The following is a 23,476-nucleotide window of genomic DNA, read 5'->3' as shown; positions in this document are numbered from 1 at the left end:
CCGCATGCCCAACTCCCATGGGCTGAGCGGGCAGGGGCCGTCGCGACGGTCCACCGGACGTCCAGGCAGCCGTGCGGCCGCCCGGCCGAGCCGCACCCGTGACACCGCCGCCACCCGGATCGAGCCCCGCCGGACCCAGGCCGTCCGCAACACCGGAGGCATCCGCTCCGGCAGCCGGCCGGCCGCCGCGCGGCGCGCGGCCGCGACGGGCGCCACCAAGCGCACGGTCGCGACCCGGCCCCGGGCCTTCACCGGCCGGGCCACCGTCCTGATAGTCGTGCTGGTGTCGCTGGCCCTGGCATACACCTACCCGGTTCGCGTCTACCTCGCGCAGGAGTCGCAGATCGCGCAGATGCAGGCCGATCAGGCCGCGCAGCGGGCGAAGATCAAAGGACTGAGCGCCGAGGTCGACAAGTGGAAAGACAACGAGTACGTCCGCATCCAGGCCCGGGACCGGCTCTTCTACGTGCGCCCGGGTGAGATCCCGCTGCTCGTCCTGTACGACCAGGAGGGCGCCGACCGTGCCGCGGGCCGGACCTCGGCGTCGGACGCCCCAGATCGCTGGTACGACACGCTCTGGGGCAGCGTCGCCGCCGCCAACGCAGAATCCCGAAAGTAGATGACGACTCCTTCCGAGACCGATCTCGAGATCGTCGCCCAGCAACTGGGCCGGAGCCCCCGTGGCACCCGCGCCATCGCGCACCGCTGCCCCTGCGGCAACCCGGACGTGGTGGAGACCTCGCCGCGGCTCGACGACGGCACGCCCTTTCCCACGCTGTTCTACCTCACCTGCCCGCGCGCCACGGCCGCCTGCAGCCGGCTGGAGTCGGCCGGCGTCATGCGTGACATGCAGGACCGGCTCGCCACGGACCCGGACCTCGCGAAGCGCTACACCGAGGCGCACGAGGACTACCTGCGGCGCCGCGAGGACGTGGAGCACGTCGAGGAGATCCGGAAGGTCTCCGCGGGCGGCATGCCCGATCGGGTGAAGTGCCTGCACGTGCACCTCGGTCATGCCCTGGCGGCGGGGCCGGGCGTGAACCCGTTCGGCGACGAGGTCCGCGAGGCGGTCGAGCCGTGGTGGACGGGCGGTCCGTGCGTACGCCCGCAGGCTGAATAGACTTCTCTCTCATGCAGGTCGAGATCCGCCGAGCGCGGACGTCCGACGTCCGGGCGATCCGTGCGCTGGTGGACACCTATACCTCGGATCGCCGGCTGCTCAGCAAGGCCACCGTGACGCTCTACGAGGCCGTGCAGGAGTTCTGGGTCGCGGTGGACTCGGGCGACGACCGGGTGGTGGGCTGCGGCGCGCTGCACGTGATGTGGGAGGACCTGGCGGAGATCCGCACGGTCGCGGTCGACCCGGTCTGCCGGGGCCTCAAGATCGGCCACCGGCTGGTGTCGGAGTTGCTCGAGGTGGCACGCGGGCTGGGCGTCGCCCGGGTCTTCTGCCTGACGTTCGAGACCCGCTTCTTCGGCTCGTTCGGCTTCACCGAGATCGACGGCGCGCCCGTGCCACACGGCGTCTACGAGCAGCTGCTGCGCTCGTACGATGAGGGTGTCGCCGAGTTCCTCGATCTCGAGCGGGTGAAGCCGAACACCCTCGGCAACACGAGAATGCTCCTCCACCTCTAGGAGAACCAGTGCGGGTCGCGGCCATCGACTGCGGGACCAATTCGATCCGCCTGCTCATCGCGGACGTGCCCGGCGGGCCCGGCGGCGCACTGTCCGATGTGGCCCGCCGGATGGAGATCGTCCGGCTGGGCGAGGGCGTGGACCGCACCGGCCGGCTGGCGCCGGAGGCGATCGAGCGCACCCGCAAGGCGCTGCTCGGCTACGCGGCGGAGATCGCCGAGCTCGGCGTCGGCCGGGTCCGCATGTGCGCGACGTCGGCCTCCCGGGACGCGGCGAACGCGGCGGACTTCGCGGAGATGGTCCGGGCGACCCTGGGCGTCGACCCGGAGGTGATCACCGGCGACGAGGAGGCCCGGCTCTCCTTCGCCGGCGCGGTGCGTGGCCTGGCGGCGCCGGGGCCCTACCTGGTGGTGGACATCGGCGGCGGCTCGACCGAGTTCGTGGTCGGCGACGCCGAGGTCGAGCACGCGATCTCGGTGGACATCGGCTGCGTCCGGATGACCGAGCGGCATCTGCACGGCGACCCGCCGACGCCGGCGGAGATCGCCGCGGCGGAGGCGGACATCACGAGGGCGGTCGACACCGCGCTGCTGGCGGTGCCGGGCCACGGCCCGGCGACGCTTGTCGGCCTGGCCGGTTCGGTCACGACGGTGGCGGCCCTGGCCCTGCACCTGCCCGATTACGACGCGGCGCGCATCCATCACGCCCGCATCGCCTACGACGACGTGGCGAAGGTGACGACCGGCCTGCTGGGCTCGACGGTCGCGGACCGGCTCGCCCTGCCGGTGATGCACCCGGGCCGGGCCGACGTGATCGGCGGGGGCGGGCTCATCCTGCGCGTCATCATGGAGCGCGCGGGCGCGGCGTCGGTGGTCGCCAGCGAGCACGACATCCTCGACGGCATCGCCTACGGGCTCGGTTAGCCAGGGCGCATTCGGCGGATCAGCGCTTGTACCAGTCCTCCGTGCTGCGGCACTGGTCGAAGCCGACGGCCTGAAATTCGTCGAACGAGTCGCCCCGGTCGACGCCGAACCACCGCAGCGCCTGGTTGACGGCGTGGTCGTGCACGTCGTCGACGATCTCGAACCGGTCGTCCTCGAAGTCGTCGGACGTGAACCGCGGCTGGAATGCGACGTCACCGCCGCGCCAGCCGACGGCTTCCTGCCAGCCCAGGCCGCCGAAGCTCTCCTCGGCGACGTACGCCAGCGGCGCCTCGGCCGAGAGCCGGCGGCCGTGCTCGGCGAGGGTCGTCGACAGGGTCCTGAACTGCCCGTACCGGTCGGGTCCGGCGCCCATGGTCTTGGAAACCTCGTTGCTGAACGGGATCAGCGCCAGGTCGAAGGGGAGTTCCACCACGATCGCGCCGACGCTCGTGGCCCAGAGCCGGCCGGCCGCGGTCGGCCGCAGGACAAAACCCGAAAGATCGCTACCCATGGTGATCATTGTGGCAGGCATCGACGTTACTCTGTCTTTGACACTACTGCGCATCGCGCAGTAGTGTGCGCCGCGTGGACACCACACAGCTCCTCAAGGGAGTGCTGGATCTCGCCTGCCTCGCCGCCCTTCGCGAGGACGACGGCTACGGCTACGACATCCTGCGCCGCCTGCGGATCGCGGGCCTGACCGACGTCGGCGACGCCTCGGTCTACGGGACCCTGCGCCGGCTCTTCAACGCCGGCCTGCTCACCACCTATGTGGTGCCCAGCGACGAGGGCCCGCACCGCAAGTACTACGCGCTCAACGCCGCCGGCCGGGCCGAGTTGCAGCGCTCGGGCAAGATCTGGCAAGGCTTCGCATCCACGATGAACGATCTGCTTCGCGAGCGGGAGACGGCGTGACCACCACTCAGGACGAGATCAATCTCTACGTGTTCGCGGTCCGTGCGGCGCTCGGCGACCTGCCGGAGTCCCTGCGCGACGAGCTCCTCGAGGACCTGCCCGAGCACCTGGCCGAGGTGCTCGCCGACGGCGGCGGCACGCTCACCGAGCGGCTCGGCAGCCCGGAGGCCTACGCCGCCGACCTGCGCGGCACCGCCGGCTTCGTCGGCGGCTTCCCCGATCCGCCGGGCCGCACCCATCAACTGCTCGAGCTTCGCGACCAGGCGCTGGTCCGGCTCGGCGCCCTCGACGCGCGGCTCGGCCCGCTGCTCGGGTATTCCAGGGTCAGCGATTTCCTGGTGCTGCTCCGGCCGGCCTGGTGGGTCCTGCGCGGCTATCTCGCCGCGATGGTGCTGGCCTGGATGCTCGACGACAGCGGCCAGCCGATCGGGCTGCTGCCGCGCATCGGCGGCAGCGAGGTCGTCGCCCTGCTGCTGCTCGGCCTTGGGGTCATCGGCTCGATCTGGCTCGGCCGGCGCTCGCTGCGGCTCACCAAGTGGCCGCGGGTGTCGCTCTACGCCGCCTCGGTGATCCTCGTGCTCGTCGCGCTCGGCGGATTCACCTCCGCCGACAGCAGCACCCGCGACTCGAACTACACCGACGTCAACTACGACAACCCTTACGGCAACATCGAGGACCTTTTCGTGTACGACGAGCAGGGGCGCCTGATCACCAACGCGCGGATCTTCGACCAGAACGGCGAGCCGCTGCGCCTCGGCAACCCGTACTGCTACGAGGAGTCGGGCGAGTACCGCGAGGTGCAGACGCTCACCTATCCGTACTGCCCGAGCCGGGCGCCGTACCGGATGCCGTCGCAGGCCGATCCCAGCGCGAGCGCCGATCCCGGCGCGAGTGCCGATCCCGGCGCGAGTGCCGATCCCGGCGCGAGTGCCGATCCGTCGCAGCGTCCCGGGCCGGGGCGGGTGCCGGCTCCGCCCGGCAGCTCCCGGGTCAGCCCTTCGGCCATACCCACACCGGGCCCTTCGGCCAGCGTCGCGGCGACTTCGGCCCCGGCCCGCTGAACCTGGGGCGACGGGGTCGCGGGGCGGCCGGTCAGTCGCTAAGTTGTGCTCCGATCGGCTGACCCCCTCGGCCGAACCCCGAAAGGACCCATTGTGAGCAACCCGGTTGCGCCCCCGCCCCCCGCCGGCGATGGCTTCCCGCCGCCCGTCAACCAGGGCGCCGGCGCTCCCGTCCCGAGCCAGCCGTTCGGGGCGCCGCCGGCTGAGGGCCAGCCCTTCGGCGACCCGGCGCAGCAGGGCTTCGGCTCCGCGCCCCAGCAGGGTTTCGGCACTCCGGCCGCCTTCCCGGCCGAGCCGAAGAAGAAGAGCGGCGTCGGCGGCATCGTGCTGCGCATCGGCGGCGGCCTCCTGGTCGCCGTGATCCTCCTGGTCGGCAAGACCTTCTTCTTCGGCGACGAGGCGAAAGACGCGGTCGTCGGCGACTGCATCGCGGCCATGAAGGACGTCAAGGTCGACGAGGAGACCGACGCCCGGGCCGAGATCGCCGACTGCACGTCGAAGGACGCCGCCTACACCGTGGTCGGCCGGGTCGACGGCGAGACCGACACCAAGAGCAAGTCGTGCGAGAAGTACTTCAAGGAGAACGAGGAGTACTACGTCTACAGCAGCACCGCCAGCGGCGGCTACCTGCTGTGCCTGCGGCCCAAGGCCTGACGTTTCGCCCGTGACGGCGGGAGCATCCACCCCGGGTGCTCCCGCCGTTTCGTGCGGTGCTGTGCTTGACCCGTGCTCAGCCGTACCCCACAGGAGGTCGCCGCCCACGCGGCGGCGGCGGCCGACCTGCCCGCCGTCGACGCGGGCGTCGCCGACTGCTTCGCGTGCCCGCGCCTGGTCGCCTGGCGTGAGCAGGTCGCGGTCGTCAAGCGGGCCTCCTTCCGAGACCAGGACTACTGGGCCCGCCCGGTGCCGGGCTTCGGCCCGGCCGACGCCCCGATCGCGATCCTCGGGCTGGCGCCGGCCGCGCACGGCGGCAACCGCACCGGCCGCATCTTCACCGGCGACCGCTCCGGCGACGTGCTCTTCGCGGCGCTGCACCGGGCCGGCCTGGCCAACCAGCCGACCAGCGTCGCTGCCGACGACGGCCTGACCCTGCGGCACACCCGGATCTTCGCCGCGGTTCGCTGCGCGCCGCCGGACAACAAGCCGCTGCCCGCCGAGCGGGACGCCTGCGCGCCCTGGCTGCACCGTGAGGTTGATCTCATTCGGCCCACGCTGCGGGTCGTGGTCGCGCTCGGCGCCTTCGCGTGGGCGGCCTGGTGGCCGGCGATGACCGCCGTGTACGGCCGCCGGCCGCCGGTGCCGCGGCCCGCCTTCGGGCACGGCGCGCAGGTCAGCGTCGCCGGCACCCCCGACCTGCTGGGCTGCTACCACGTCTCGCAGCAGAACACGTTCACCGGACGGCTCACGCCGGTCATGCTCGACGAGATCTTCGCCGATGCGAAACGCCGGGCGGGCCTGGCATGATGCGGGGTCAGCCGAAACTATCGAGCATCGACACCTAGGGCCTCGAATTGGACCTCGCCGCACTGCGTCGCTGGTGGCCGCTGGCTGCCGTCCTCGGGCTGCTCTTTCTCGCCTCGATCGCGGCCACCCGCTCGGCGCCGCAGCTCGCGCGCTTCAACCCCGACGCCGAGCCGGTCAACGAGGCCCCGCCGCTGCTGCCGCCCTCGCGCGAGGCCGTCGTCCGGCCGTCCGCGCAGGCGGCGACCGGCGGCGAGCTGCCCGACTGGATCGGCCGGGTCGCCCTCATCGTGCTCGGGGTCCTCGCCCTGCTGATCCTCGGGCTGGTCGTCTGGGCCGTGCTGCGCCAGCAGGCCGGCCGCCGCGGCCGCCGCAAGGGTCGCCGCGACCCCCGGCGCCAGGAGCCGCGGACCGCGGAGGACCTGGTCGCCGCCCTGGACGCGGGCCTGCAGGAGCTCTCCGACACCGACCGTGACCCGCGCCGGGCGGTGATCGCCTGCTGGGTCCGGCTCGAGGACGCCGCGGCCGCGGCCGGCACCCCGCGGCACGCGGGGGACAGCCCCACCGACCTGGTCGCCCGGCTGCTCGCCGAGCAGCGGGTCGACGCGGGCGTGCTCACCCCGTTCGCGGCCGTCTACCGGCAGGCCCGCTACGCGACGCACACCGTCGACGACCAGATGCGCCGGCAGGCCCGCACCGCCCTGGAACGCCTGCGCTCCGACCTCGGCGCGGGGGTGCACTCATGAGCGAGCTTGCGAGCGAATCATCAACTCAGCCCCCGACGAATGTCATCGCCGGAGCGCCGGCGGAGGCGATGGCATGAGCGACGACGGTGGGCTCGAGGAGCTCTTCGGGAGCCACGGCGACGAGGTGGTCGCCGAGGAGCCCGGGGAGGTCGCCGAGAAGCCGCGCTCGCGGGCCGGCTGGATCTTCCGCAACGTGGCGCTGATCGTGGTCGCCACCGTGGTCACGGTCGCCGGGCTGCGGTCGCGGGGCATCAGCGTCTCGATCCCGCTGATCGTGGCGGCGTTCGTGGCGCTGCGCCTGCTGATGTTCGCGGTGTCCGAGGTGGCCCCGCCGTCGCAGCCGCGCCGCGCGGCGTCGCGCGGGGCGGAGCGCGGCGGCGACCGCTGGGCCGGCACCGACGCCCTGCGCGCCGCGGTACGCGGCTGGGAGCAGCTGCTGGACTGGGCGCAGAACGACGCGGAGAAGTCCTCGCGTAACGTCCTGCCCGTGCTCGCCGAGCTCACGGACGAGCGGCTGCGGCTCAAGCACGGCATCACCCGGTCGTCGGATCCGCGGCGCGCCCGGGAGCTGCTGGGTGAGCCGCTGTGGGTATTCCTGGACGAGCCGGGCCGGCGCCGGCCGAAGGCCCGTGACCTCGCCACCTACGTCGATGCACTAGAGAGAATCTGAGAGGGTGGTTCGGTGACGGACGCGAGCGTGGAGGCCCTGCCGCCGTACGAGGTGGGCAGGCTGGCCGGGGCTGTCCTTGACTCGGTCGGCAGCGTCGTCGTCGGCAAGCGGGACGCCCTCGAGCTGGTCCTGGCCGGCATCCTGGCCGGCGGTCACGTGCTGCTCGAGGACCTGCCCGGCCTCGGCAAGACTCTGACCGCCCGATGTTTCGCGCAGGCGCTCGGGCTCGACTTCCGGCGGCTGCAGTTCACCCCCGACCTGCTGCCGGCCGACGTCACCGGGTCCTTCCTCTACGACCAGCGCAAGGGCGACTTCGCCTTCCGCGCCGGCCCGGTCTTCACGAACATGCTGCTCGCCGACGAGATCAACCGGACGCCGCCGAAGACACAGGCCGCCCTGCTCGAGGCCATGCAGGAGAAGCAGGTCTCGGTCGAGGGCGTCACCTACCGGCTGGACCCGCCGTTCCACGTCCTGGCCACCGCCAACCCGATCGAGTATGAGGGCACGTACCCGTTGCCGGAGGCCCAGCTGGACCGCTTCATGCTGCGGGTCTCGTTCGGCTACCCGACCCGGGACGAGGAGTGGGAGGTGCTGCGCCGCCGGATGTCCCGCCGCCAGGAGGACGCGCAGCTCGCGCCCGTGGTCGACGCCCGGCGGCTGATGGCCATGCAGGCCGCCCTCGAGCAGGTCGCCGTCGAGGACTCGATCGGCCGCTACATCGTGGCGCTGACCTCCGCGACCCGCGAGCACGCCTCGGCGCTGGTCGGCTCGTCGCCGCGCGGCTCGCTGGCGCTGCTGCTGCTGGCCCGGGCCCGGGCGGTCATGGCCGGCCGCGACTACGTGGTGCCCGAGGACGTCAAGGACGTGGCGGTGCCCGCGCTCGCACACCGGATCACGCTGCGGCCGGAGATGTGGCTGCGCCGCGTCGACCCGTCGTTCGTGGTCCAGGAGGTGCTGCAGGCGGTGCCGGCGCCGGCCAGCGGTGCCCTGCCCACGTACGCGGGCGGGTACGCCGAACAGTGACGCTCATGGAGCCGCCGCCGCTGCGTGCCGCCGTACCCGCCGGGGTGGCGGCGGCCGAGGAGGCGTGGGCGGCGCCGGCCTGGGTGCCCACCCGGGCGCTCGGCCGCACGGTTCTGCTGACCGGCCTGCTGCTGGTGCTGGGTGTGGCGCTGGGCCGGGTCGACCTGGTGCTGCTCGCGGCGCCGTTCGCCGTCGGCGCGGCCATCGGCCTGCGCCGGATGCCGCGCTCCGCGCCCGAGCTGACCATCGACGCGGACGAGGAGCACGTGGTCGAGGGCGGCCGGGTCGCGGCCGGGCTGACCGTTGCGAACCCCGACGTGATCACCTACGACCTGGTCGTGGTGCGCGCCCGCACCTCGCCGTGGCTGGAGCTGGAGAACGCCGACCGGCCGTTCGCGATCACCGTCGCCCCGGACGGCTGGACCGGCGTCGAGCTGCCGGGCGCTGCGCTGCGCTGGGGCCGGCACGACGTCGGGCCCGCCGCCGCCCGGGTCGCGGCCTGCGGCGGCCTGCTCGCCTGCCGGCCGGTCGTCACGCCGCCCCGCGGCGTGCGCGTCTTCCCCGAGACCGAGCCGTTCGCGGCCACCGAGGCGATGCCCGCGGCGGCCGGCCTGGTCGGCAACCATCGTTCGCGGCGCCCCGGCGAGGGCGGCGAGCTCGCGGGGGTGCGCCCGTTCGCGCCCGGCGACCGGTTGCGCCGCATCGACTGGCGGGTGTCGCTGCGCACCCGCGACCTGCACGTGGCCTCGACGCTCTCGGACCGCGACGCCGAGGTGCTGCTCCTGCTCGACGTGCTCGGCGAGGCCGGCACGTCCGAGGGGGTCAAGGGCCGGGCTTCGGTGCTCGACACGACCGTGCGGGCGGCCGCCGCCATCGCGGAGCACTACCTGCAGCGCGGCGACCGGGTGTCGCTGCTGGAGTACGGCTCGTCCGCCCGCAGGCTGCGGCCGGCGACCGGCCGGCGGCAATATCTGACGGTGCTCGAGTGGCTGCTCGACGTGCGCGCCGACACCGGCGGCGTCCAGGGCCCGCACGAGCACGTCTTCGGCGCGCACCACGTGTCGCCGGACGCGCTCGTCGTGGTGCTGACCCCGCTCGTCGACCCGCGCTCGGCCGACATGCTGGCCGGGCTGACCCAGTCGGGGCGTTACACGGTCGCCGTCGACACGCTCCCGGCCGGCGCCGCGCCGCCGATCCGCGGACCGTTGACGCCGCTGGCCACCCGGCTGTGGCGGATGGAGCGCGAGAACGTCCTCGGCCGCCTGCGCGAGCACGGCGTACCCGTGGTGACCTGGGCCGGGACCGGAAGCCTCGACCTGGTGCTGCGCGACGTGTCCCGGCTCGCCTCCGCACCCCGGGGGCGCTGAGATGCTGGACGGCGTCAACCGGCGGATCGAGCGGACGCGCAGGGCGGTGGCCCGGGCCACGCCGCTGCCCCTGATGGTCCGGTGCGGCCTCGGCCTGGTGTTCTTCGCGGCGATGACCGTCGCCTGGCCCTCCGGGGTGGTGGCGAGCCGTTACGTGGTGGCGCTCGGCCTCGTCGCGGCCTACCCCGCGTTCGCGCCCCGGGGCCGCGGGGTCACCTTCGCGATCCTGGTGGTGGTGGGCGGCTGGATCCTCGACACCACCGGTGGCGACGCCCGGGTCGCGCTCTGGCGGGTGCTCAGCATCGCGACCCTGCTCTACCTGGGGCATACGCTCGCGGCGCTCGCCGCCGTGCTGCCGCACGACGCGATCGTCAACGCCGACGTGGTCGCCACCTGGCTGGCCCGCGCCCTGCTGGTCGTCCTGATCTCCGCCGTGCTGACGGTGATCGCGCTCGGCCTCACCGCCGAGCTGGCCGGAGACCCGTTCGTGATCGCCACCCTGGTGGGGCTCGGTGCGGCCGTCGGCACGACCCTGCTGCTGGCCAGGATGTTGCGCCGAGCGTGACGATCAGGCAACCCGACGTTGCCTGCGAAATGAAACCGAAACTTGTTTGTTACGGTGCTTGACTAACGGGTTGTCATTGGTCACAGAGCGAGGCATCGGGGCGCCCTTATCTGGACAATGGAATCCGTGAAACCGCAGCGGATCGTCGTCGTAGGGGCAGGTCACGTGGGGCTTTACGCCGCACTGCGCCTGTCGAGGAAGCTCAGCTCGCGCCAGGCTGAAGTGATCGTCATCGATCCTCAGCCGCACATGACCTACCAGCCGTTCCTGCCGGAGGCCGCGGCGGGAAACATTTCCCCGCGTCACTCGGTGGTGCCGCTGCGCCGTGAGCTCAAGCGCTGCCGGATCGTGTCCGGCGAGGTCACCAAGATCGAGCACGCCCGCAAGACGGTCACCGTCCAGCCGATCGAGGGCCCGGTCAAGGAGATCGCCTACGACCACGTCATCGTCGCGCCGGGCTCGGTGTCGCGCACCCTGCCCATCCCGGGCCTGCGGGAGAACGGCATCGGCTTCAAGACCATCGGCGAGGCCATCTACCTGCGCAACCACATCCTCGACCGGCTCGACGTCGCCGCCACCACCCCGGACATCGAGGTGCGCAAGGCGTCGCTGACCTTCGTCTTCGTCGGCGGCGGCTACGCGGGCATCGAGGCGCTCGCCGAGATGGAGGACGTCGTCCGCGACGCCCTGAAGTACTACCCCGAGCTGCGCCAGGACGAGGTCCGCTTCGTCCTGGTCGAGGCGACCAACCGGATCCTGCCCGAGGTCGGCCCCGACATGGGCGCCTACGCGGCCCGGCAGCTCGACCAGCGCGGCATCGACCTGCGCCTGGAGACCCGGCTGGAGTCGTGCGCCGACCGCGTCATCAAGCTCTCCGACGGCGACAGCTTCCGTGCCGAGACCCTGGTCTGGACGGCCGGCGTCAAGCCGTCGCCGATGCTCGACAACACCGACCTGCCGCGCGGCCCGCGCGGGCACCTGACCTGCATCCCCACCCTGCAGATCGTCGACGGCGACACGGTCCTCGACGGCGCGTGGAGCGCGGGCGACTGCGCCCAGGTCCCCGACCTGGCCAACCCGGGCGCCTGGTGCTCGCCGAGCGCGCAGCACGCGGTCCGGCAGGCGTCGCAGCTGGCCGACAACATTCGCGCGGTGGTCATCGGGTCCACCCCGAAGGACTACAAGCACAAGTACGCGGGCAGCGTCGCCAGCCTCGGCCTCTACAAGGGCGTGGCGAAGATCTACGGCATCAAGCTCAAGGGCCTGCCGGCCTGGCTCATGCACCGCACCTACCACATGAGCCGCATCCCGTCGTTCAACCGCAAGGTGCGGGTGCTGGCCGACTGGACGCTGGCCTTCGTGCTCAAGCGCGAGGTCATCTCGCTGGGCCAGTTGCACGCGCCCCGCGAGGAGTTCACGCATGTGACGCCGCCGCTGGGTGACGAGCGCAAGGCCGAGCCGGCGGGTGCCGGCGCCCGCTGACCGCTGACGCGTCCGCCCGGTCCGGCGTTCTGCCGGGCGGCGCGCACCGGCTACGGTGAGCAGCAGAGCATCCCGCCCGGGTGGTGGAACGGCAGACACGGCCGCCTTAAAAGCGGCTGCCCCAAAAGGCGTGCGGGTTCGAGACCCGCCCCGGGCACTCTTGTTGTCGCTGTCGGCTCACGTTCACAGGCTGCTCACAGCGATCACGGCGCGCGGCCGGGCCAGCCATGCGTTTACCCTGGTACGGCACGCCCCTACGTGCCTCAACCTCAAAGGGAGGCTGGACACAGTGAGAACTTCCAACCCGGTGCTTTCGCGCCTCGGCGAAGCCGCCGAGCGGGAGCGGTCGGCTGGGCACGCCCCGGCCGGACCGTACGGGCCGGCCGCCGGTCAGCCGGGTTACGGCCAGCCGTACCCGACGGCCGAGGGATATCTGGTACCGCCGGCCGTGCAACCGATGACGGTCGACGACGTGGTCGTCAAGACCGTGGCGCTGCTCGGCCTCACCGGCGTCTCGGCCGTCGCGGCTTGGAACCTGGTTCCGGACTCGCTGCTCGGCATCGCCTGGATCGGCGCGGCGATGGTCGGCCTCGTCCTGGGCCTCATCATCTCGTTCTCCAGGATGGCGCATCCGGCGCTGGTCATCACGTACGCGGTGGTCGAGGGCGCCTTCGTCGGCCTGGTCAGCAAGTCGTACGAGCAGGTCCTCGGCTACGAGGGCATCGTCCTGCAGGCGGTGATCGCGACCTTCGGCGTCTTCTTCACGATGGCCGTGCTTTACCGCATCAAGGCCATCCGGGCCACCCCGAAGTTCCAGCGCGGCATGTACGCGGTGATGTCCGGCCTCTTCGCGGTCATGCTCATCAACTTCGTCCTGTCGCTTTTCGGCTTCTCGACGGGCCTGCGTAGCAACGGCGCGCTCGGCATCGCCTTCAGCGTGGTCTGCATCGTGGTGGCGGCGCTCAGCTTCATCCTCAGCTTCAACGAGGTCGAGGAGGGCGTTCGGCTGGGACTGCCGCAGCGCTACTCCTGGATGGCGGCGTTCGGCATCCTGGTCAGCCTGATCTGGCTGTACCTCGAGATGCTGCGCCTGCTGAGCTTCCTACAAGGCGATGATTGACCGTCGCGCCCAGCTTTGACCCGGCAGCGCCCGGCCGCCTTTCCGCGGCCCGGGCGCTGCCCCTTTTCGTGCCCGGGTAGGGTCGCCGAGTGGACGACTTTCAGGCGGCGATGCGGGGGCTGCTGGCCCAGGTGGGCCACTGGGAGACCGCGCGCTGGGGTGGGGCCGCGGCCTCGGCGGGCACCCGCGGAGAGCTGGTATTCGGCCTGGTGCAGAGCCTCGCCGACCTCGGCGCCGCGGCGGAGAACCGGCCCGGGCGGCCGGTGCCACGCCTGGCGGACACGATCCTCGCGGACCAGCTCCGGGTCATGGCCGACGACCTGCTGGCGGCCGGCCCGCGGCAGGAGACGCTGGCCGCCGCCGCCGAGGCGATCTCCGCGACCCGCGCGGGCCTCTGAGCGCCGGCGGGCGCCGGAATGAAGTCCGCCGGACCCGACGCCTTTCAAGGCAGTCGGACCCGGCGGAGGATTGCGGGGAGCGTCAGCTCAGACGCTCGAGCACCATCGCCATGCCCTGGCCGCCGCCGACGCACATCGTCTCGAGGCCGATGCTCTTGTCGTGCCAGTCGAGCGAGTTGAGCAGCGTTCCGGTGATCCGGGCGCCGGTCATGCCGAACGGGTGGCCGACCGCGATCGCGCCGCCGTTCACATTCAGCTTGTCCAGCGGGATGCCCAGCTCCCGGTAGGAGGGGATCACCTGGGCCGCGAAGGCCTCGTTGATCTCGACCAGGTCGACGTCGTCGATGGTCATGCCCGCGCGCTTCAGGGCCTGCCTGGAGGCCTCGACCGGGCCGAGGCCCATGATCTCCGGCGACAGGGCCGTCACGCCCGTGGAGACGACCCGGGCCAGCGGCGTGATGCCCAGCTCGCGGGCCTTGGTGTCGCTCATGATGACCACGGCTGCCGCGCCGTCGTTCAGGGGGCAGCAGTTGCCGGCCGTGATGCGGCCGTCCGGGCGGAAGACCGGCTTCAGGCCGGTGACCGCCTCCATCGTGACGCCCGGGCGGGGGCCGTCGTCGGCGGAGACGACCCGGCCGTCCGGAGTGGTCACCGGGGTGATCTCGCGCTCCCAGAAGCCGTCCGCGATCGCCTTCTCCGCCAGGTTCTGGCTGCGCACGCCGAACTCGTCCATGTCCGCGCGGCTCACGTCGTAGGCCTGGGCCAGGTTTTCCGCGGTGTAGCCCATGCCCAGGTAGATGTCCGGGAGCAGGCCGTCCTCGCGGGGGTCGTGCCACACCCCGCCGTTCTTCGCCGCCGCGGTGGTGCGGTCGCGGGCCTCGGCGAACTTCGGGTTCTCCCAGCCGCCGCCGACCAGGGCCTGCGCCTCGGGCGGCAGGCTGTCGGAGTTGCCGCGGCCGAAGCGGGACACCGTCTCGACGCCGGCCGAGACGAAGATGTCGCCCTCGCCGGCCTTGATCGCGTGGAAGGCCATCCGGGTGGTCTGCAGCGACGAGGAGCAGTAGCGCGTCACGGTCGCGCCCGGCAGGCCGTCCAGGCCGAGCAGGGTGGCGACCACCCGGGCCATGTTGAAGCCCTGCTCGCCGCCGGGCAGGCCGCAGCCGAGGTAGAGATCCTCGATCAAGGTGCGGTCCAGCTGGGGAACCTTGCTCAGCGCGGCATCGACGATCGTGGCGGCGAGGTCGTCGGGGCGCAGGTCCTTCAGCGAGCCCTTGAAGGCGCGGCCGATGGGAGAGCGGGCAGTGGCGACGATGACAGCTTCCGGCATGTGACCCACGTTAACGCGCCGGTAACTTACCGGGGAAGCAATACTTCGTCACACCGAAATGTCCGACTTATTCGAGGGAGGTGCGGCGGCCGGCGGCCTGGGCCGCGTCGAGCACCGCCGGGAAGAGGGCGTGCGCCCACACCCGGTAGCCGTCCGCCGAGGGGTGGAAGCCGTCGTAGCAGAGGGTCCCCGCGTCCGCCCGGAACACCGCGCCCGTCTCGCCGGCGAGGTCCACCACGACGCCGCCCGCGGCGGTCACCGCGGCGATCTGCGCCCGGGCCACCCGGCGGCCCATCCAGCCGGTGAGCTGGCGCAGCGGCGGCGCGATCGAGCGGACCGCGCCCAGGTCCGGGCAGGTGCCGACGACGACGTGGACGCCCGCCTCGCGCAGCCGGCGCACGGCGTCGCCGAGGTGCGAGCCGGACTCCTCGGGGCTGTGCAGGCCGGTAGCGTCGTTCGCGCCGATCAGCACCACGGCCACGTCGGGCCGGTCGCCCAGCAGGGCCCGCGCCACCTGGGTGGCCAGGTCGGCCGACCGGGAGCCGGCCACGCCGACGCTGGAGAGCAGCACGTGCCGCCGGCCGGCACCGGGAGGGCCGTCGGCGAGCAGCCGGGCGAGCTGGCCGCCGACCGTCTCCGACAGCCACTCCACGCCGACGCCGATCGCGGCCGAGTCGCCGAGCAGGACGAGCCGCAGCTGGGGCGCCGCGGACGGGCCCATCGACGTGCGCAGGGCCAGGCCCATTGTCGGTTTGGCGTAACGCCGGGTGCGGGCCGCGATCGCCTCGCCCGCCAGCAGCGCGACACCCCCGACGGCGCCGGCGAACAGAGTGGCCGCCGTCGCCCTGCCGATCCGTCCCGCCAGGCCCGTCATGTCGCCCCCTGCCGCAGTAGATCCGTCAGTCGACGGCTGCTTGATGATCCTCAGGTGTCCACCCTACGGCGCCCGCGGCCGACCGGCCGGACGCGCTCTCAACACGCCCCTTCTCCGGCTCGGGCCGGGCCGCGCGGTGGCCGAAGCGCAGGCGCGGCTCGCCGAACCAGGGGTGCCGGCGCAGCTGCGCCCAGCGACCGGCGGGACCGCGTTCGAGCCCGTCGACCTCGACCGGGCTGACCTCGGTGCCGGCGGCGCGGGCCGCCTCGTGTGCCGCCTCGGGCAGGCTGCGCACGCCGTCGGGGCCGACGCCCGACACCCGGTCGTCCTCGCCGAGGGCCGCCATCAGGGTCGGCATCATGACCGCGGCCGCCCGGGCGTAACCCTCGACCGAGGGGTGGAAGCGGTCGGAGCCGAACATCCGGACCGGGTCGGCCGCGAACGCCGGGCCGAGCAGGTCGCCGATGGACACCGTCCGGCCGCCGGCCTCGACCACCGCGACGGTCTGCGCGGCCGCGAGCTGCCGGCTCCACCGGCGGGCCAGCCAGCGCAGCGGCGGCTTGATCGGCTGGATCGCGCCGATGTCGGGGCAGGTGCCGACGACCACCTTGCAGCCGACAGCGCGCAGCCGGCGCACGGTGTCGCTCAGATGGCGCACGGCCGTGGTGTTGGCCGAGAAGTGGGTCACGTCGTTGCCGCCGACCAGGATGACGGCGACCTCCGGGGCGTATTCCAGGGCGGCGTCCACCTGGTAGGGCAGCCCCGACGACATCGAGCCGACCACGGCGAGCCGGTGCAGCCGGACCGGGCGGCGCAGCCGCCGGGAGACGCCGGTGGCCAAAAGCGCGCCGGGGGTCTCCCGTGGGCGGTGCACGCCGTAACCGGCCGCGGAGGAGTCGCCGAGGATGACCATGCTCAGCGGGCGGCCGGGGAACTTGGGGCCGTAGATGCCGTCGCCGCGGGGCGGCGGCGCCTCGGCCATGGGAATGATCCTGCGGACGCCCGCGGCCTGCCGCAGCAGCACGCCGGCGGAAAGGACCGTGAGGCCCGCGGCGGCGCCGGTGACGGCGCCGACGATCCGGCCGGCCCGCCGCAGTCGCCGGCGGTCCGCCTCCGTCAAACTGCGCACCTGAGCCACGCTCTCCCTCGCTCTCGCTCGGTGGGAACTGCCCGTCAGCCATGGGTGGGGGCCCGGCCGCCGGCGATGGTGGGGTCTTCGAGGCTAACGCGCACATGCGACAACCGTCTGAACACCCCGGCGAGCGGGTACCCCTGGCGCATAGCCGTCATGCTGATAGCAGGGAAAGGGGACGACATGGCCAAGACACTGCACCGTACCGCCGCGTTCACGGCGCTCGCGAAGGCCCTGACGTCAGGGGCCCGCGGCGGCCCGTCGATCGGCAAGCGGCTCGCCGCGCTGCCCCGGATGCTCAAAGCCACCGCAAAGGGTCATTACGACGGTGGCACGAGGCTGGCGATGATGGCCGCCGCGACGGCGTACGTGGTCTCGCCCGTCGACGTGGTGCCGGAGATGTTCCTGTTCGTCTTCGGACTGGCCGACGACGCCGTGATGATCACGTGGCTGGCGGGTGCGGTGCTCGCCGAGACCGCGCGTTTCCTCGAGTGGGAGAAACAGCGTGATGCCGTCCTGCCCGGATCCGTCGCCGGCTGAGCCGTAGGCTGACGCGGTACAGGTCAGCACCCAGAAGGGCACAGCGACGTGCGGTACTACGACAATGTCGTCGACATCATCGGGGACACCCCCCTGGTCCGGCTGCGCAACGTCACCGAGGGCATAGCAGCGACAGTGCTTGCCAAGGTCGAATACATGAACCCGGGCGGCTCGGTCAAGGACCGCATCGCGCTGCGCATGATCGAGGACGCCGAGAAGGCGGGGCTGCTCCGGGAGGGCGGCACGATCGTCGAGCCGACCAGCGGCAACACCGGTGTCGGGCTGGCGCTGGTCGCGCAGCTGCGTGGTTACAAATGCGTCTTCGTCTGCCCCGACAAGGTCAGCGAGGACAAGCAGAACGTGCTGCGGGCGTACGGGGCCGAGGTGGTGGTCTGCCCGACCGCGGTGGCGCCCGAGGACCCGCGCTCGTACTACAACGTCTCGGACCGGCTGGCCCGGGACATTCCCGGCGCCTGGAAGCCCGACCAGTACAGCAACCCGGCGAACCCCCGCTCGCACTACGAGGAGACCGGCCCCGAGCTCTGGAAGCAGACCGAGGGCCGGATCACCCACTTCGTCGCGGGCGTCGGCACCGGCGGCACGATCACCGGCGTCGGCAGATACCTCAAGGAGCACGGCGAGGTGCGCGTCATCGGCGCCGACCCCGAGGGATCCGTCTACTCCGGCGGCACCGGGCGGCCGTACCTGGTCGAGGGCGTCGGCGAGGACTTCTGGCCCGAGACCTACGACCGGGGCATCTGCGACGAGGTCATCGAGGTGTCCGACTCGGACTCCTTCGACATGACCCGCCGGCTGGCCCGCGAGGAGGGCCTGCTGGTCGGCGGCAGCTGCGGCATGGCCGTGGTCGCCGCCCTCGAGGTGGCCCGCCGGGCCGGCCCGGACGACGTGATCGTCGTGCTGCTGCCGGACGGCGGCCGCGGCTACCTGTCGAAGATCTTCAACGACACCTGGATGGCCCGCTACGGCTTCCTCACCACCGACGGCGGCGAGGCCACGGTGGCGGCGGCGCTGGACGCCAAGAGCGGCGCGATGCCGCCGCTGATCCACGTGCACCCGACCGAGACGGTCCGCGACGCGATCGACTACATGCGCGAATACGGCGTCAGCCAGTTGCCGGTGCTCAAGGCCGAGCCGCCCGTCGTCACGGGCGAGGTGGCCGGCTCGATCGCGGAGAAGGCGCTGCTGGACGCGCTGTTCACCGGGGCCGCGCACCTGCACGACACGATCGAGCGGCACATGGGCGACCCGCTGCCGATGATCGGCGGCGGGCAGCCCGTGAGCGCGGCGGTCGCGCTGCTGGAGAACGCGGACGCCGCGATGGTGCTCGTCGACGGCAAGCCGGCCGGCGTACTCACCAGGCAGGACCTGCTCGCCCACCTGTCCTGAGCTCCGAAGCCACGCAAGCCGGCCCGTTCGCGTCATTTGCGAGCGGGCCGGGGCGCTATGACAGCTCGGCGGGAACCGTGACGACGTCCACGAAGGCGTTCCTGCGCAGCACCGTGATCGGCAGGTCGGTGCCGATCGCCGGGCCCAGCATCAGCCGCTGCAGGGCCTGCACGGACTGCACCGGCTCGCCGCCCGCGGTGATCAGGATGTCGCCCAGGTAGATGCCCGCCGTGCCGGCCGGGCTGCCCGGCACCACCTCGACCACCCGCAGGCCCAGCTTCTGGCTCAGCCGCCCGGCGACCGGCGGCGGCAGCGGCACGGGCACCCCGGCGACGCCCAGCCAGGCCCGCCGGACCCGGCCCGAGGTCACCAGCTCGCCGATGATGTGCCGGGTGGTCCTGTTGATCGGCACGGCCAGGCCGAGGCCGTAGCCCGCGACCGCGGTGTTGATGCCGACGACGGTGCCGGTGGAGTCGGCCAGCGCGCCGCCCGAGTTGCCCGGGTTCAGCGCCGCGTCCGTCTGGATGACGTTGTCGATGATGCGGACCCGGCGGCCGTCGCGGGCCGGCAGCGAGCGGCCCAGCCCCGAGACGACGCCGGCGGTGACGGACCCGGCCAGGCCCATCGGGTTGCCGACCGCGACGACCAGCTGGCCGATGCGCAGGCCGTCGGCGTCGCCCAGCGGCGCCGAGCGCGCGCCCGGGTTGTGCACCCGGACGACGGCCAGGTCGGAGAGCGAGTCGACGCCGATCACGTCGAACCTGGTCTCGGTGCCGTCGGCGAAGTCGGCGGTGCCGCCGGTCGCGCCGGCGACCACGTGGGCGTTGGTGAGCAGGAATCCGTCGTCGGTGAAGGTGACCGCCGAGCCCGCGCCGTCGCCGCGCGGGGTGCGGATGGTCAGGGCCGCGACGGACGGCAGCAGGGCGGCGGCGACGCCGGTCACGACCCGGCTGTAGGCATCGAGCGCCTCGGCCTCGATACCCGTGTGTTCGGTATCCATGCCCTGCAGAACATCGGGCCGCCACCCATTGATGCCCGTGCGGCGTCCGCTGATGGCGAACAGTGATGGTCACAGATAGTCGCGAAGGTCGCACAGACAGTCCGACCGCTGGTCGGCGGGCGGGGGTTGTATGAGTAACAGAGTCAGCCAGCCGGACGGGAGGGTGGGGGTGAATGGTCAGCGTGGAGCAGGCAGTACCGGCCGACATTGTGGACCGTCTGCTCTGGGACGACGCCCAGCGGATGCTCAGCCGGCATGCCGAGGCCGGCCATGACGGTAACTGTGTCTGGTGTGGATGGCGGTGGCCCTGCGCGCCCCGTCGCCTCGCCGAGCGCGCCGACCTCGCCGCCCGCCGGCCGTGGCGGGAGGCCTGGACGCTGCGGCACGACCTGAACAGCCTCCGCGGGATGCCGGGCGTCCGGCTCGGCCTCGACGACAACCGGCTCCGGCGGGCGACCCCGAAGAACGACGAACTGAACCGAGGCTATTTCGACTGAGCCCGCCCGCGGCGGAAACCCATGCAACGTCTTTATCTGAAGACCACTGACGTCGGCCGGTAGCTTGACCGTCCCCCGGCAAGAAACCGAGCCATTCGGATCGGCCGACGTCTGACTGCGGTGATGTCGCTGTGCCCCGCCAGCACACCGGCGTCCCGCGCCCGGACCCGCCCAAGAACCGTTTCGACCGGCACGCCTCCGCCGGTCGGCGCCTCCGGCCAGGCGCTAATCCGGTTCGGGCGGGCGCGGTTGGCGGGAGTGCGTGACCACAGGTTCCCCCGCATTCACTCGGTCATGCACTCCCGCCCACCACCCCGGCGGTCCGCCGCCCGTACCGGCGCTGCAACACCGGCTCCCCGCCGATCGGACCGGTACGCGTGGCCCCGTCGGCGACCCAGCCGCCGCGCTCGTAGAAGCGCCGGGCGCGGGCGTTGGCGTCGAGCACCCACAGCACCGCCCGGTCGCCGATCAGGGCGAGCGCGGGCAGCGCGTCGCGCATCAGCAGCAGCCCGACGCCGGTGCCGACGTAGGCCGGGTCGGCGTGGATCGCATACAGCTCGGCCTCGCCGTCCTGCTCGCTCGGGCCCAGGTAGGTGAAGCCCGCCAGGATCACGCCGTCGACGGCGACCGTCAGCCGGTGCGTGTCCCGCTCCCAGCGCCACCGCTCCGCCCACCACTCGCCCAGCGCCTCGGGCGTGCCGTAGGCCAGCGCGTCGGGGGAGAGGATCCCGGCGTACGCGGTCACCCGCGAGTGGTAGTGCAGGGCGCCGATGGCGGGCATGTCGCCGTCAGCGGCGGGACGCAGACGTACGGTCATGGGACGAACCTAACCTGGGCGGAACCGGCACCCGCAGCAGGTCCTCGGCGAGCACGATGTCGCCGTTGAACTCCGCCCGGGCCTCGTCGAGGAAGCGCGCGCCGTCCGCGTACCGCTGGGAGAAGTGGGTGAGCACCAGCGTGCGTACGCCCGATTGCCGGGCCACCGACGCGGCCTGGCCCGCGGTCAGGTGGCCGACCTGCGCGGCCATCGCGGCGTCCTCGGCCAGGAACGTCGACTCGATGACCAGCAGGTCGGCGCCCTCGGCCAGCCGGAACACGTTGTCGCACATGCCGGTGTCCATGACGAAGGCGAACCGCTGGCCCGGCCGGGGCGCGCTGACCTGGTCGAGGGTGACCCGGCCGACGACGCCGGTGCGCTGCAACTCGCTGATCATCGGCCCGGTGACGCCGTGCGCGGCGAGCAGTGACGGGACCATGCGGCGGCCGTCCGGCTCCGCCAGGCGGTAGCCGTAGGTCTCGATCGAGTGGCGCAGCGGCAGGGCCGTGAGCGGGCCCGCCGAGGTCTCCGCGACGAAGCCGTCGGAGACCGGGGCCGGCCGGATGTCGGCGACGTCGTAGAAGCTGGTGGCGTGCCGGAGCCGGTCGAAATACTCCCGGCCGCCGGCCGGGAAGTGCATGAAGACCGGGTGCTGGACCTTGTCGAGCGAGATCCGCTGGATGATCCCGGGCAGGCCGAGCGAGTGGTCGCCGTGGAAGTGGGTGATGCAGACCCGGCGCAGCGGCGTGACGGCCTGCCCGGCCAGCAGCATCTGGCGCTGGGTGCCCTCGCCCGGGTCGAAGAGGATGACCTCGTCGTCCCAGCGCAGCAGGTAACCGTTGTGGTTCCGGTGCCGGGTCGGCACCTGGCTCGCGGTGCCGAGGGCGATGAGCTCGCGCATGTTCACCTCGGACATGAAGCGACCCCCGGGGACTTCCGCGCGTAACGCGGTCCGGTCGGACTGGGCCGGATCCCCGGGGGTCGGGTGGCTACCTGATATTCGCCGCACCGCTGCCACACGGTCTCGACGTGCTTACGAAGCTGTCAAGGACAGCGGCTAGCGGACAGCCACCTCACGAGTCCCGTTGCTATACAACTTCGGACCACCTCCCTTCACGTGTACGGCCACGTTAACCACTCCGACGGCGGCGCGACAACGATTTAAAGGTCACTAGAGCCGGGGGAATACCCGCGGGGACATCTCGGTGCCCTCGACCGCCAGGGACGCGGGGCCCACGACCTGCGGGTCCGGGACGCCGACGTTCCCGGTGTCCTTGTCGTCGTAGTCGAAGCGGTTGAGCACGTACCGGATCGCCTCCAGCCGGGCCCGCTTCTTGTCGTTGCTCTTCACCACGGTCCACGGCGCGTCGGCGGTGTCCGTGTAGAAGAACATCGCCTCCTTGGCCTCCGTGTAGTCGCCCCACTTGTCCAGCGACTCGAGATCCATCTTCGAGAGCTTCCACTGCCGGACCGGGTCGACCTGGCGGATCGCGAAGCGGGTGCGCTGCTCGCCCTGCGACACCGAGAACCAGAACTTGATCAGGTTGATCCCCGAGCGCACCAGCATCCGCTCCAGGTCCGGTGCCTGGCGCATGAACTCGAGGTATTCGACGCGGGTGCAGAAGCCCATGACCCGCTCGACGCCGGCCCGGTTGTACCAGGACCGGTCGAAGAGCACGAGCTCGCCGGCCGCCGGCAGGTGGCTGATGTAGCGCTGGAAATACCACTGGCTGCTCTCGCGCTCGCTCGGCTTCTCCAACGCCACGACGGAGGCGCCGCGCGGGTTGAGGTGCTCCATGAACCGCTTGATCGTGCCGCCCTTGCCGGCGGCGTCGCGGCCCTCGAAGAGGAGCACCATCCGCTCGCCGGTGCGCTTGCACCACTTCTGCAGCTTCAGCAGCTCGATCTGCAGCAGCCGCTTGTCGTGGTCGTATTCGGAGCGCGGCATCCGGGAGTCGTAGGGGTAGTCCTCGCGCCAGGTGTCGACGGGGGTGCCGTCGGCGTTGAGCAGCACCGGGTCGTCGTCATCGTCGTCCGCGACCCGGTAGCCTGCCAGCTCGGCGATCGGGCCGTGGTAGGGAACCGTGATCAGCTCGGCATCCCACTGGTGCCCGTTCTGGTCAGTCATGAGCCCCTACTTACCCAACACGGCGGGTTTTGGTCAGCCTAGCCAGGCCCGCAGCTTCCTGCGCCGCGAAGCCTTGATCGCGGCCGGCAGGTCGCGCAGGGTCGCCTCGCCCACCTGCTCCTGCCGGGCGTAGAGGACGCCGTAGCCGAAGGCGTCCGGCGCGGTGCGGGCCACGTCGCGCAGGACCTCCCGGGCGACCACCGAGTCCTGGTGCCCGCCCAGCACGTCCTGCAGCTTGGTCAGCCCCTTGACCAGGCGCTTGCCGGGCTTGCCGGCGCCGGGGGAGTAGATCTCGACCGCGTACCGGGCCTGCTTGTAGGCCTTGCGGGCCTCGTGCAGCTCGGCGTCGGCCCCGCCGGCGGTGGCCTCGTCGAGCAGCCGGTCGGCC

28 protein-coding genes and 1 tRNA gene are annotated in these 23,476 nt (G+C 72.3%); 19 read left to right on the top strand and 10 right to left on the bottom strand.

What is annotated here, in order from left to right; all coding sequences use genetic code 11:
- The first annotated feature begins 4 nt into the window (after positions 1-4).
- Genes AB0F10_RS09410 through AB0F10_RS09395 form a run of 4 tightly spaced genes read left to right on the top strand, consistent with a single transcriptional unit; the run spans position 5 to position 2,558 of the window.
- The gene (locus AB0F10_RS09410) at positions 5-619 is read left to right on the top strand and encodes a septum formation initiator family protein (RefSeq protein WP_360621809.1); all 615 of its coding nucleotides are present in this window, start codon (positions 5-7) and stop codon (positions 617-619) included.
- On the top strand, positions 620-1,120 hold the full coding sequence (locus tag AB0F10_RS09405) for a DUF501 domain-containing protein (protein WP_360621807.1): 501 nt from the start codon (positions 620-622) through the stop codon (positions 1,118-1,120).
- 11 nt (positions 1,121-1,131) lie between these two features.
- Positions 1,132-1,635, top strand: coding sequence for an amino-acid N-acetyltransferase (locus tag AB0F10_RS09400; protein ID WP_360621805.1), 504 nt, complete (start codon positions 1,132-1,134; stop codon positions 1,633-1,635).
- Between the two features lie 8 nt (positions 1,636-1,643).
- Positions 1,644-2,558, top strand: a complete 915-nt coding sequence (locus tag AB0F10_RS09395; protein WP_360621803.1) for a Ppx/GppA phosphatase family protein — start codon at positions 1,644-1,646, stop codon at positions 2,556-2,558.
- Between the two features lie 19 nt (positions 2,559-2,577).
- Here the strand turns inward: AB0F10_RS09395 and AB0F10_RS09390 are convergent, their stop codons facing one another.
- Positions 2,578-3,069, bottom strand: coding sequence for a hypothetical protein (locus AB0F10_RS09390; protein WP_360621801.1), 492 nt, complete (start codon positions 3,067-3,069; stop codon positions 2,578-2,580).
- 74 nt (positions 3,070-3,143) lie between these two features.
- Between AB0F10_RS09390 and AB0F10_RS09385 the strand changes: the two genes are divergently transcribed.
- Complete coding sequence (locus AB0F10_RS09385; RefSeq protein ID WP_360621799.1) at positions 3,144-3,473, top strand: PadR family transcriptional regulator; 330 nt, start codon at positions 3,144-3,146, stop codon at positions 3,471-3,473.
- A gap of 553 nt (positions 3,474-4,026) precedes the next feature.
- Here the strand turns inward: AB0F10_RS09385 and AB0F10_RS09380 are convergent.
- Positions 4,027-4,092 (bottom strand): hypothetical protein, encoded by a 66-nt coding sequence (locus AB0F10_RS09380; RefSeq protein ID WP_360621895.1) that lies wholly within the window; start codon positions 4,090-4,092, stop codon positions 4,027-4,029.
- A 535-nt stretch (positions 4,093-4,627) separates the two neighbouring features.
- On the opposite strand from AB0F10_RS09380, the gene AB0F10_RS09375 reads away from it, so the two are divergent.
- The 11 genes from AB0F10_RS09375 (at position 4,628) to AB0F10_RS09325 (ending at position 13,366) form a co-directional block, all read left to right on the top strand.
- Positions 4,628-5,188 carry a hypothetical protein gene (locus AB0F10_RS09375; RefSeq protein ID WP_360621797.1) on the top strand — a complete coding sequence of 187 codons (561 nt, stop codon included), beginning with the start codon at positions 4,628-4,630 and terminating at the stop codon, positions 5,186-5,188.
- Positions 5,189-5,260: 72 nt separating this feature from the next.
- Positions 5,261-5,998, top strand: coding sequence for a uracil-DNA glycosylase (locus AB0F10_RS09370; RefSeq protein WP_360621795.1), 738 nt, complete (start codon positions 5,261-5,263; stop codon positions 5,996-5,998).
- Positions 5,999-6,045: 47 nt separating this feature from the next.
- Complete coding sequence (locus AB0F10_RS09365) at positions 6,046-6,741, top strand: DUF4129 domain-containing protein (RefSeq protein ID WP_360621793.1); 696 nt, start codon at positions 6,046-6,048, stop codon at positions 6,739-6,741.
- Positions 6,742-6,814: 73 nt separating this feature from the next.
- Entirely contained in the window at positions 6,815-7,411 is a 597-nt protein-coding gene (locus AB0F10_RS09360; protein WP_360621791.1) for a hypothetical protein, read from the top strand.
- A gap of 12 nt (positions 7,412-7,423) precedes the next feature.
- A complete protein-coding gene (locus tag AB0F10_RS09355) occupies positions 7,424-8,434 on the top strand; it encodes a MoxR family ATPase (RefSeq protein WP_360621789.1) in 1,011 nt (336 codons plus the stop codon).
- Positions 8,435-8,439: 5 nt separating this feature from the next.
- On the top strand, positions 8,440-9,801 hold the full coding sequence (locus AB0F10_RS09350; RefSeq protein WP_360621787.1) for a DUF58 domain-containing protein: 1,362 nt from the start codon (positions 8,440-8,442) through the stop codon (positions 9,799-9,801).
- A gap of 1 nt (position 9,802) precedes the next feature.
- The gene (locus tag AB0F10_RS09345) at positions 9,803-10,366 is read left to right on the top strand and encodes a hypothetical protein (protein WP_360621785.1); all 564 of its coding nucleotides are present in this window, start codon (positions 9,803-9,805) and stop codon (positions 10,364-10,366) included.
- Between the two features lie 126 nt (positions 10,367-10,492).
- Complete coding sequence (locus AB0F10_RS09340) at positions 10,493-11,848, top strand: NAD(P)/FAD-dependent oxidoreductase (protein ID WP_360621783.1); 1,356 nt, start codon at positions 10,493-10,495, stop codon at positions 11,846-11,848.
- A 74-nt stretch (positions 11,849-11,922) separates the two neighbouring features.
- Positions 11,923-12,005, top strand: a tRNA-Leu gene (locus AB0F10_RS09335).
- Between the two features lie 132 nt (positions 12,006-12,137).
- Positions 12,138-12,968, top strand: coding sequence for a Bax inhibitor-1/YccA family protein (locus AB0F10_RS09330; protein ID WP_360621781.1), 831 nt, complete (start codon positions 12,138-12,140; stop codon positions 12,966-12,968).
- Positions 12,969-13,078: 110 nt separating this feature from the next.
- Positions 13,079-13,366: a hypothetical protein gene (locus tag AB0F10_RS09325; protein ID WP_360621893.1), complete on the top strand. Its 288-nt coding sequence runs from the start codon at positions 13,079-13,081 to the stop codon at positions 13,364-13,366.
- A gap of 82 nt (positions 13,367-13,448) precedes the next feature.
- Here AB0F10_RS09325 and AB0F10_RS09320 read toward each other — a convergent pair whose 3' ends face one another.
- From AB0F10_RS09320 to AB0F10_RS09310, 3 genes are all read right to left on the bottom strand, one after another.
- Positions 13,449-14,693, bottom strand: a complete 1,245-nt coding sequence (locus tag AB0F10_RS09320; protein WP_360621779.1) for an acetyl-CoA C-acetyltransferase — start codon at positions 14,691-14,693, stop codon at positions 13,449-13,451.
- A gap of 67 nt (positions 14,694-14,760) precedes the next feature.
- A complete protein-coding gene (locus AB0F10_RS09315) occupies positions 14,761-15,567 on the bottom strand; it encodes an SGNH/GDSL hydrolase family protein (RefSeq protein WP_360621777.1) in 807 nt (268 codons plus the stop codon).
- 25 nt (positions 15,568-15,592) lie between these two features.
- A complete protein-coding gene (locus AB0F10_RS09310) occupies positions 15,593-16,645 on the bottom strand; it encodes an SGNH/GDSL hydrolase family protein (RefSeq protein ID WP_360621891.1) in 1,053 nt (350 codons plus the stop codon).
- A gap of 237 nt (positions 16,646-16,882) precedes the next feature.
- Between AB0F10_RS09310 and AB0F10_RS09305 the strand changes: the two genes are divergently transcribed.
- Positions 16,883-17,239 (top strand): YkvA family protein, encoded by a 357-nt coding sequence (locus AB0F10_RS09305; RefSeq protein WP_360621775.1) that lies wholly within the window; start codon positions 16,883-16,885, stop codon positions 17,237-17,239.
- Between the two features lie 48 nt (positions 17,240-17,287).
- The gene (locus AB0F10_RS09300; RefSeq protein ID WP_360621773.1) at positions 17,288-18,646 is read left to right on the top strand and encodes a cystathionine beta-synthase; all 1,359 of its coding nucleotides are present in this window, start codon (positions 17,288-17,290) and stop codon (positions 18,644-18,646) included.
- A 55-nt stretch (positions 18,647-18,701) separates the two neighbouring features.
- Here the strand turns inward: AB0F10_RS09300 and AB0F10_RS09295 are convergent, their stop codons facing one another.
- The gene (locus AB0F10_RS09295) at positions 18,702-19,646 is read right to left on the bottom strand and encodes a trypsin-like peptidase domain-containing protein (RefSeq protein ID WP_360621771.1); all 945 of its coding nucleotides are present in this window, start codon (positions 19,644-19,646) and stop codon (positions 18,702-18,704) included.
- Positions 19,647-19,819: 173 nt separating this feature from the next.
- On the opposite strand from AB0F10_RS09295, the gene AB0F10_RS09290 reads away from it, so the two are divergent.
- Positions 19,820-20,143, top strand: coding sequence for a hypothetical protein (locus AB0F10_RS09290; RefSeq protein WP_360621769.1), 324 nt, complete (start codon positions 19,820-19,822; stop codon positions 20,141-20,143).
- A gap of 292 nt (positions 20,144-20,435) precedes the next feature.
- Here AB0F10_RS09290 and AB0F10_RS09285 read toward each other — a convergent pair whose 3' ends face one another.
- The 4 genes from AB0F10_RS09285 to AB0F10_RS09270 all read right to left on the bottom strand — a co-directional run.
- Positions 20,436-20,960: a GNAT family N-acetyltransferase gene (locus AB0F10_RS09285; RefSeq protein WP_360621767.1), complete on the bottom strand. Its 525-nt coding sequence runs from the start codon at positions 20,958-20,960 to the stop codon at positions 20,436-20,438.
- Positions 20,932-21,867 carry a ribonuclease Z gene (locus tag AB0F10_RS09280; protein WP_360621889.1) on the bottom strand — a complete coding sequence of 312 codons (936 nt, stop codon included), beginning with the start codon at positions 21,865-21,867 and terminating at the stop codon, positions 20,932-20,934. The genes AB0F10_RS09285 and AB0F10_RS09280 overlap by 29 nt, the downstream gene beginning before the upstream one ends.
- Positions 21,868-22,131: 264 nt before the next feature.
- On the bottom strand, positions 22,132-23,088 hold the full coding sequence (ppk2, locus tag AB0F10_RS09275) for a polyphosphate kinase 2 (RefSeq protein WP_360621765.1): 957 nt from the start codon (positions 23,086-23,088) through the stop codon (positions 22,132-22,134).
- 33 nt (positions 23,089-23,121) lie between these two features.
- The coding region (locus tag AB0F10_RS09270) for a CHAD domain-containing protein (protein ID WP_360621763.1) at positions 23,122-23,476 on the bottom strand (355 nt) is incomplete at its 5' end.

The sequence above is a fragment of the Actinoplanes sp. NPDC026623 genome (genome assembly GCF_040638275.1).
Taxonomy (GTDB): domain Bacteria; phylum Actinomycetota; class Actinomycetes; order Mycobacteriales; family Micromonosporaceae; genus Actinoplanes.
This window is presented reverse-complemented; position numbering and strand designations above follow the sequence as displayed.

Coding starts and splice junctions, on each gene's coding strand:
- AB0F10_RS09290 (WP_360621769.1), top strand. CDS start 19,820: ATGGTCAGCGTGGAGCAGGCAGTACCGGCCGACATTGTGGACCGTCTG.
- AB0F10_RS09285 (WP_360621767.1), bottom strand. CDS start 20,960: ATGACCGTACGTCTGCGTCCCGCCGCTGACGGCGACATGCCCGCCATC.
- AB0F10_RS09350 (WP_360621787.1), top strand. CDS start 8,440: ATGGAGCCGCCGCCGCTGCGTGCCGCCGTACCCGCCGGGGTGGCGGCG.
- AB0F10_RS09320 (WP_360621779.1), bottom strand. CDS start 14,693: ATGCCGGAAGCTGTCATCGTCGCCACTGCCCGCTCTCCCATCGGCCGC.
- AB0F10_RS09390 (WP_360621801.1), bottom strand. CDS start 3,069: ATGGGTAGCGATCTTTCGGGTTTTGTCCTGCGGCCGACCGCGGCCGGC.
- AB0F10_RS09405 (WP_360621807.1), top strand. CDS start 620: ATGACGACTCCTTCCGAGACCGATCTCGAGATCGTCGCCCAGCAACTG.
- AB0F10_RS09400 (WP_360621805.1), top strand. CDS start 1,132: ATGCAGGTCGAGATCCGCCGAGCGCGGACGTCCGACGTCCGGGCGATC.
- AB0F10_RS09325 (WP_360621893.1), top strand. CDS start 13,079: ATGCGGGGGCTGCTGGCCCAGGTGGGCCACTGGGAGACCGCGCGCTGG.
- AB0F10_RS09315 (WP_360621777.1), bottom strand. CDS start 15,567: ATGACGGGCCTGGCGGGACGGATCGGCAGGGCGACGGCGGCCACTCTG.
- AB0F10_RS09345 (WP_360621785.1), top strand. CDS start 9,803: ATGCTGGACGGCGTCAACCGGCGGATCGAGCGGACGCGCAGGGCGGTG.
- AB0F10_RS09410 (WP_360621809.1), top strand. CDS start 5: ATGCCCAACTCCCATGGGCTGAGCGGGCAGGGGCCGTCGCGACGGTCC.
- AB0F10_RS09360 (WP_360621791.1), top strand. CDS start 6,815: ATGAGCGACGACGGTGGGCTCGAGGAGCTCTTCGGGAGCCACGGCGAC.
- AB0F10_RS09305 (WP_360621775.1), top strand. CDS start 16,883: ATGGCCAAGACACTGCACCGTACCGCCGCGTTCACGGCGCTCGCGAAG.
- ppk2 (WP_360621765.1), bottom strand. CDS start 23,088: ATGACTGACCAGAACGGGCACCAGTGGGATGCCGAGCTGATCACGGTT.
- AB0F10_RS09295 (WP_360621771.1), bottom strand. CDS start 19,646: ATGGATACCGAACACACGGGTATCGAGGCCGAGGCGCTCGATGCCTAC.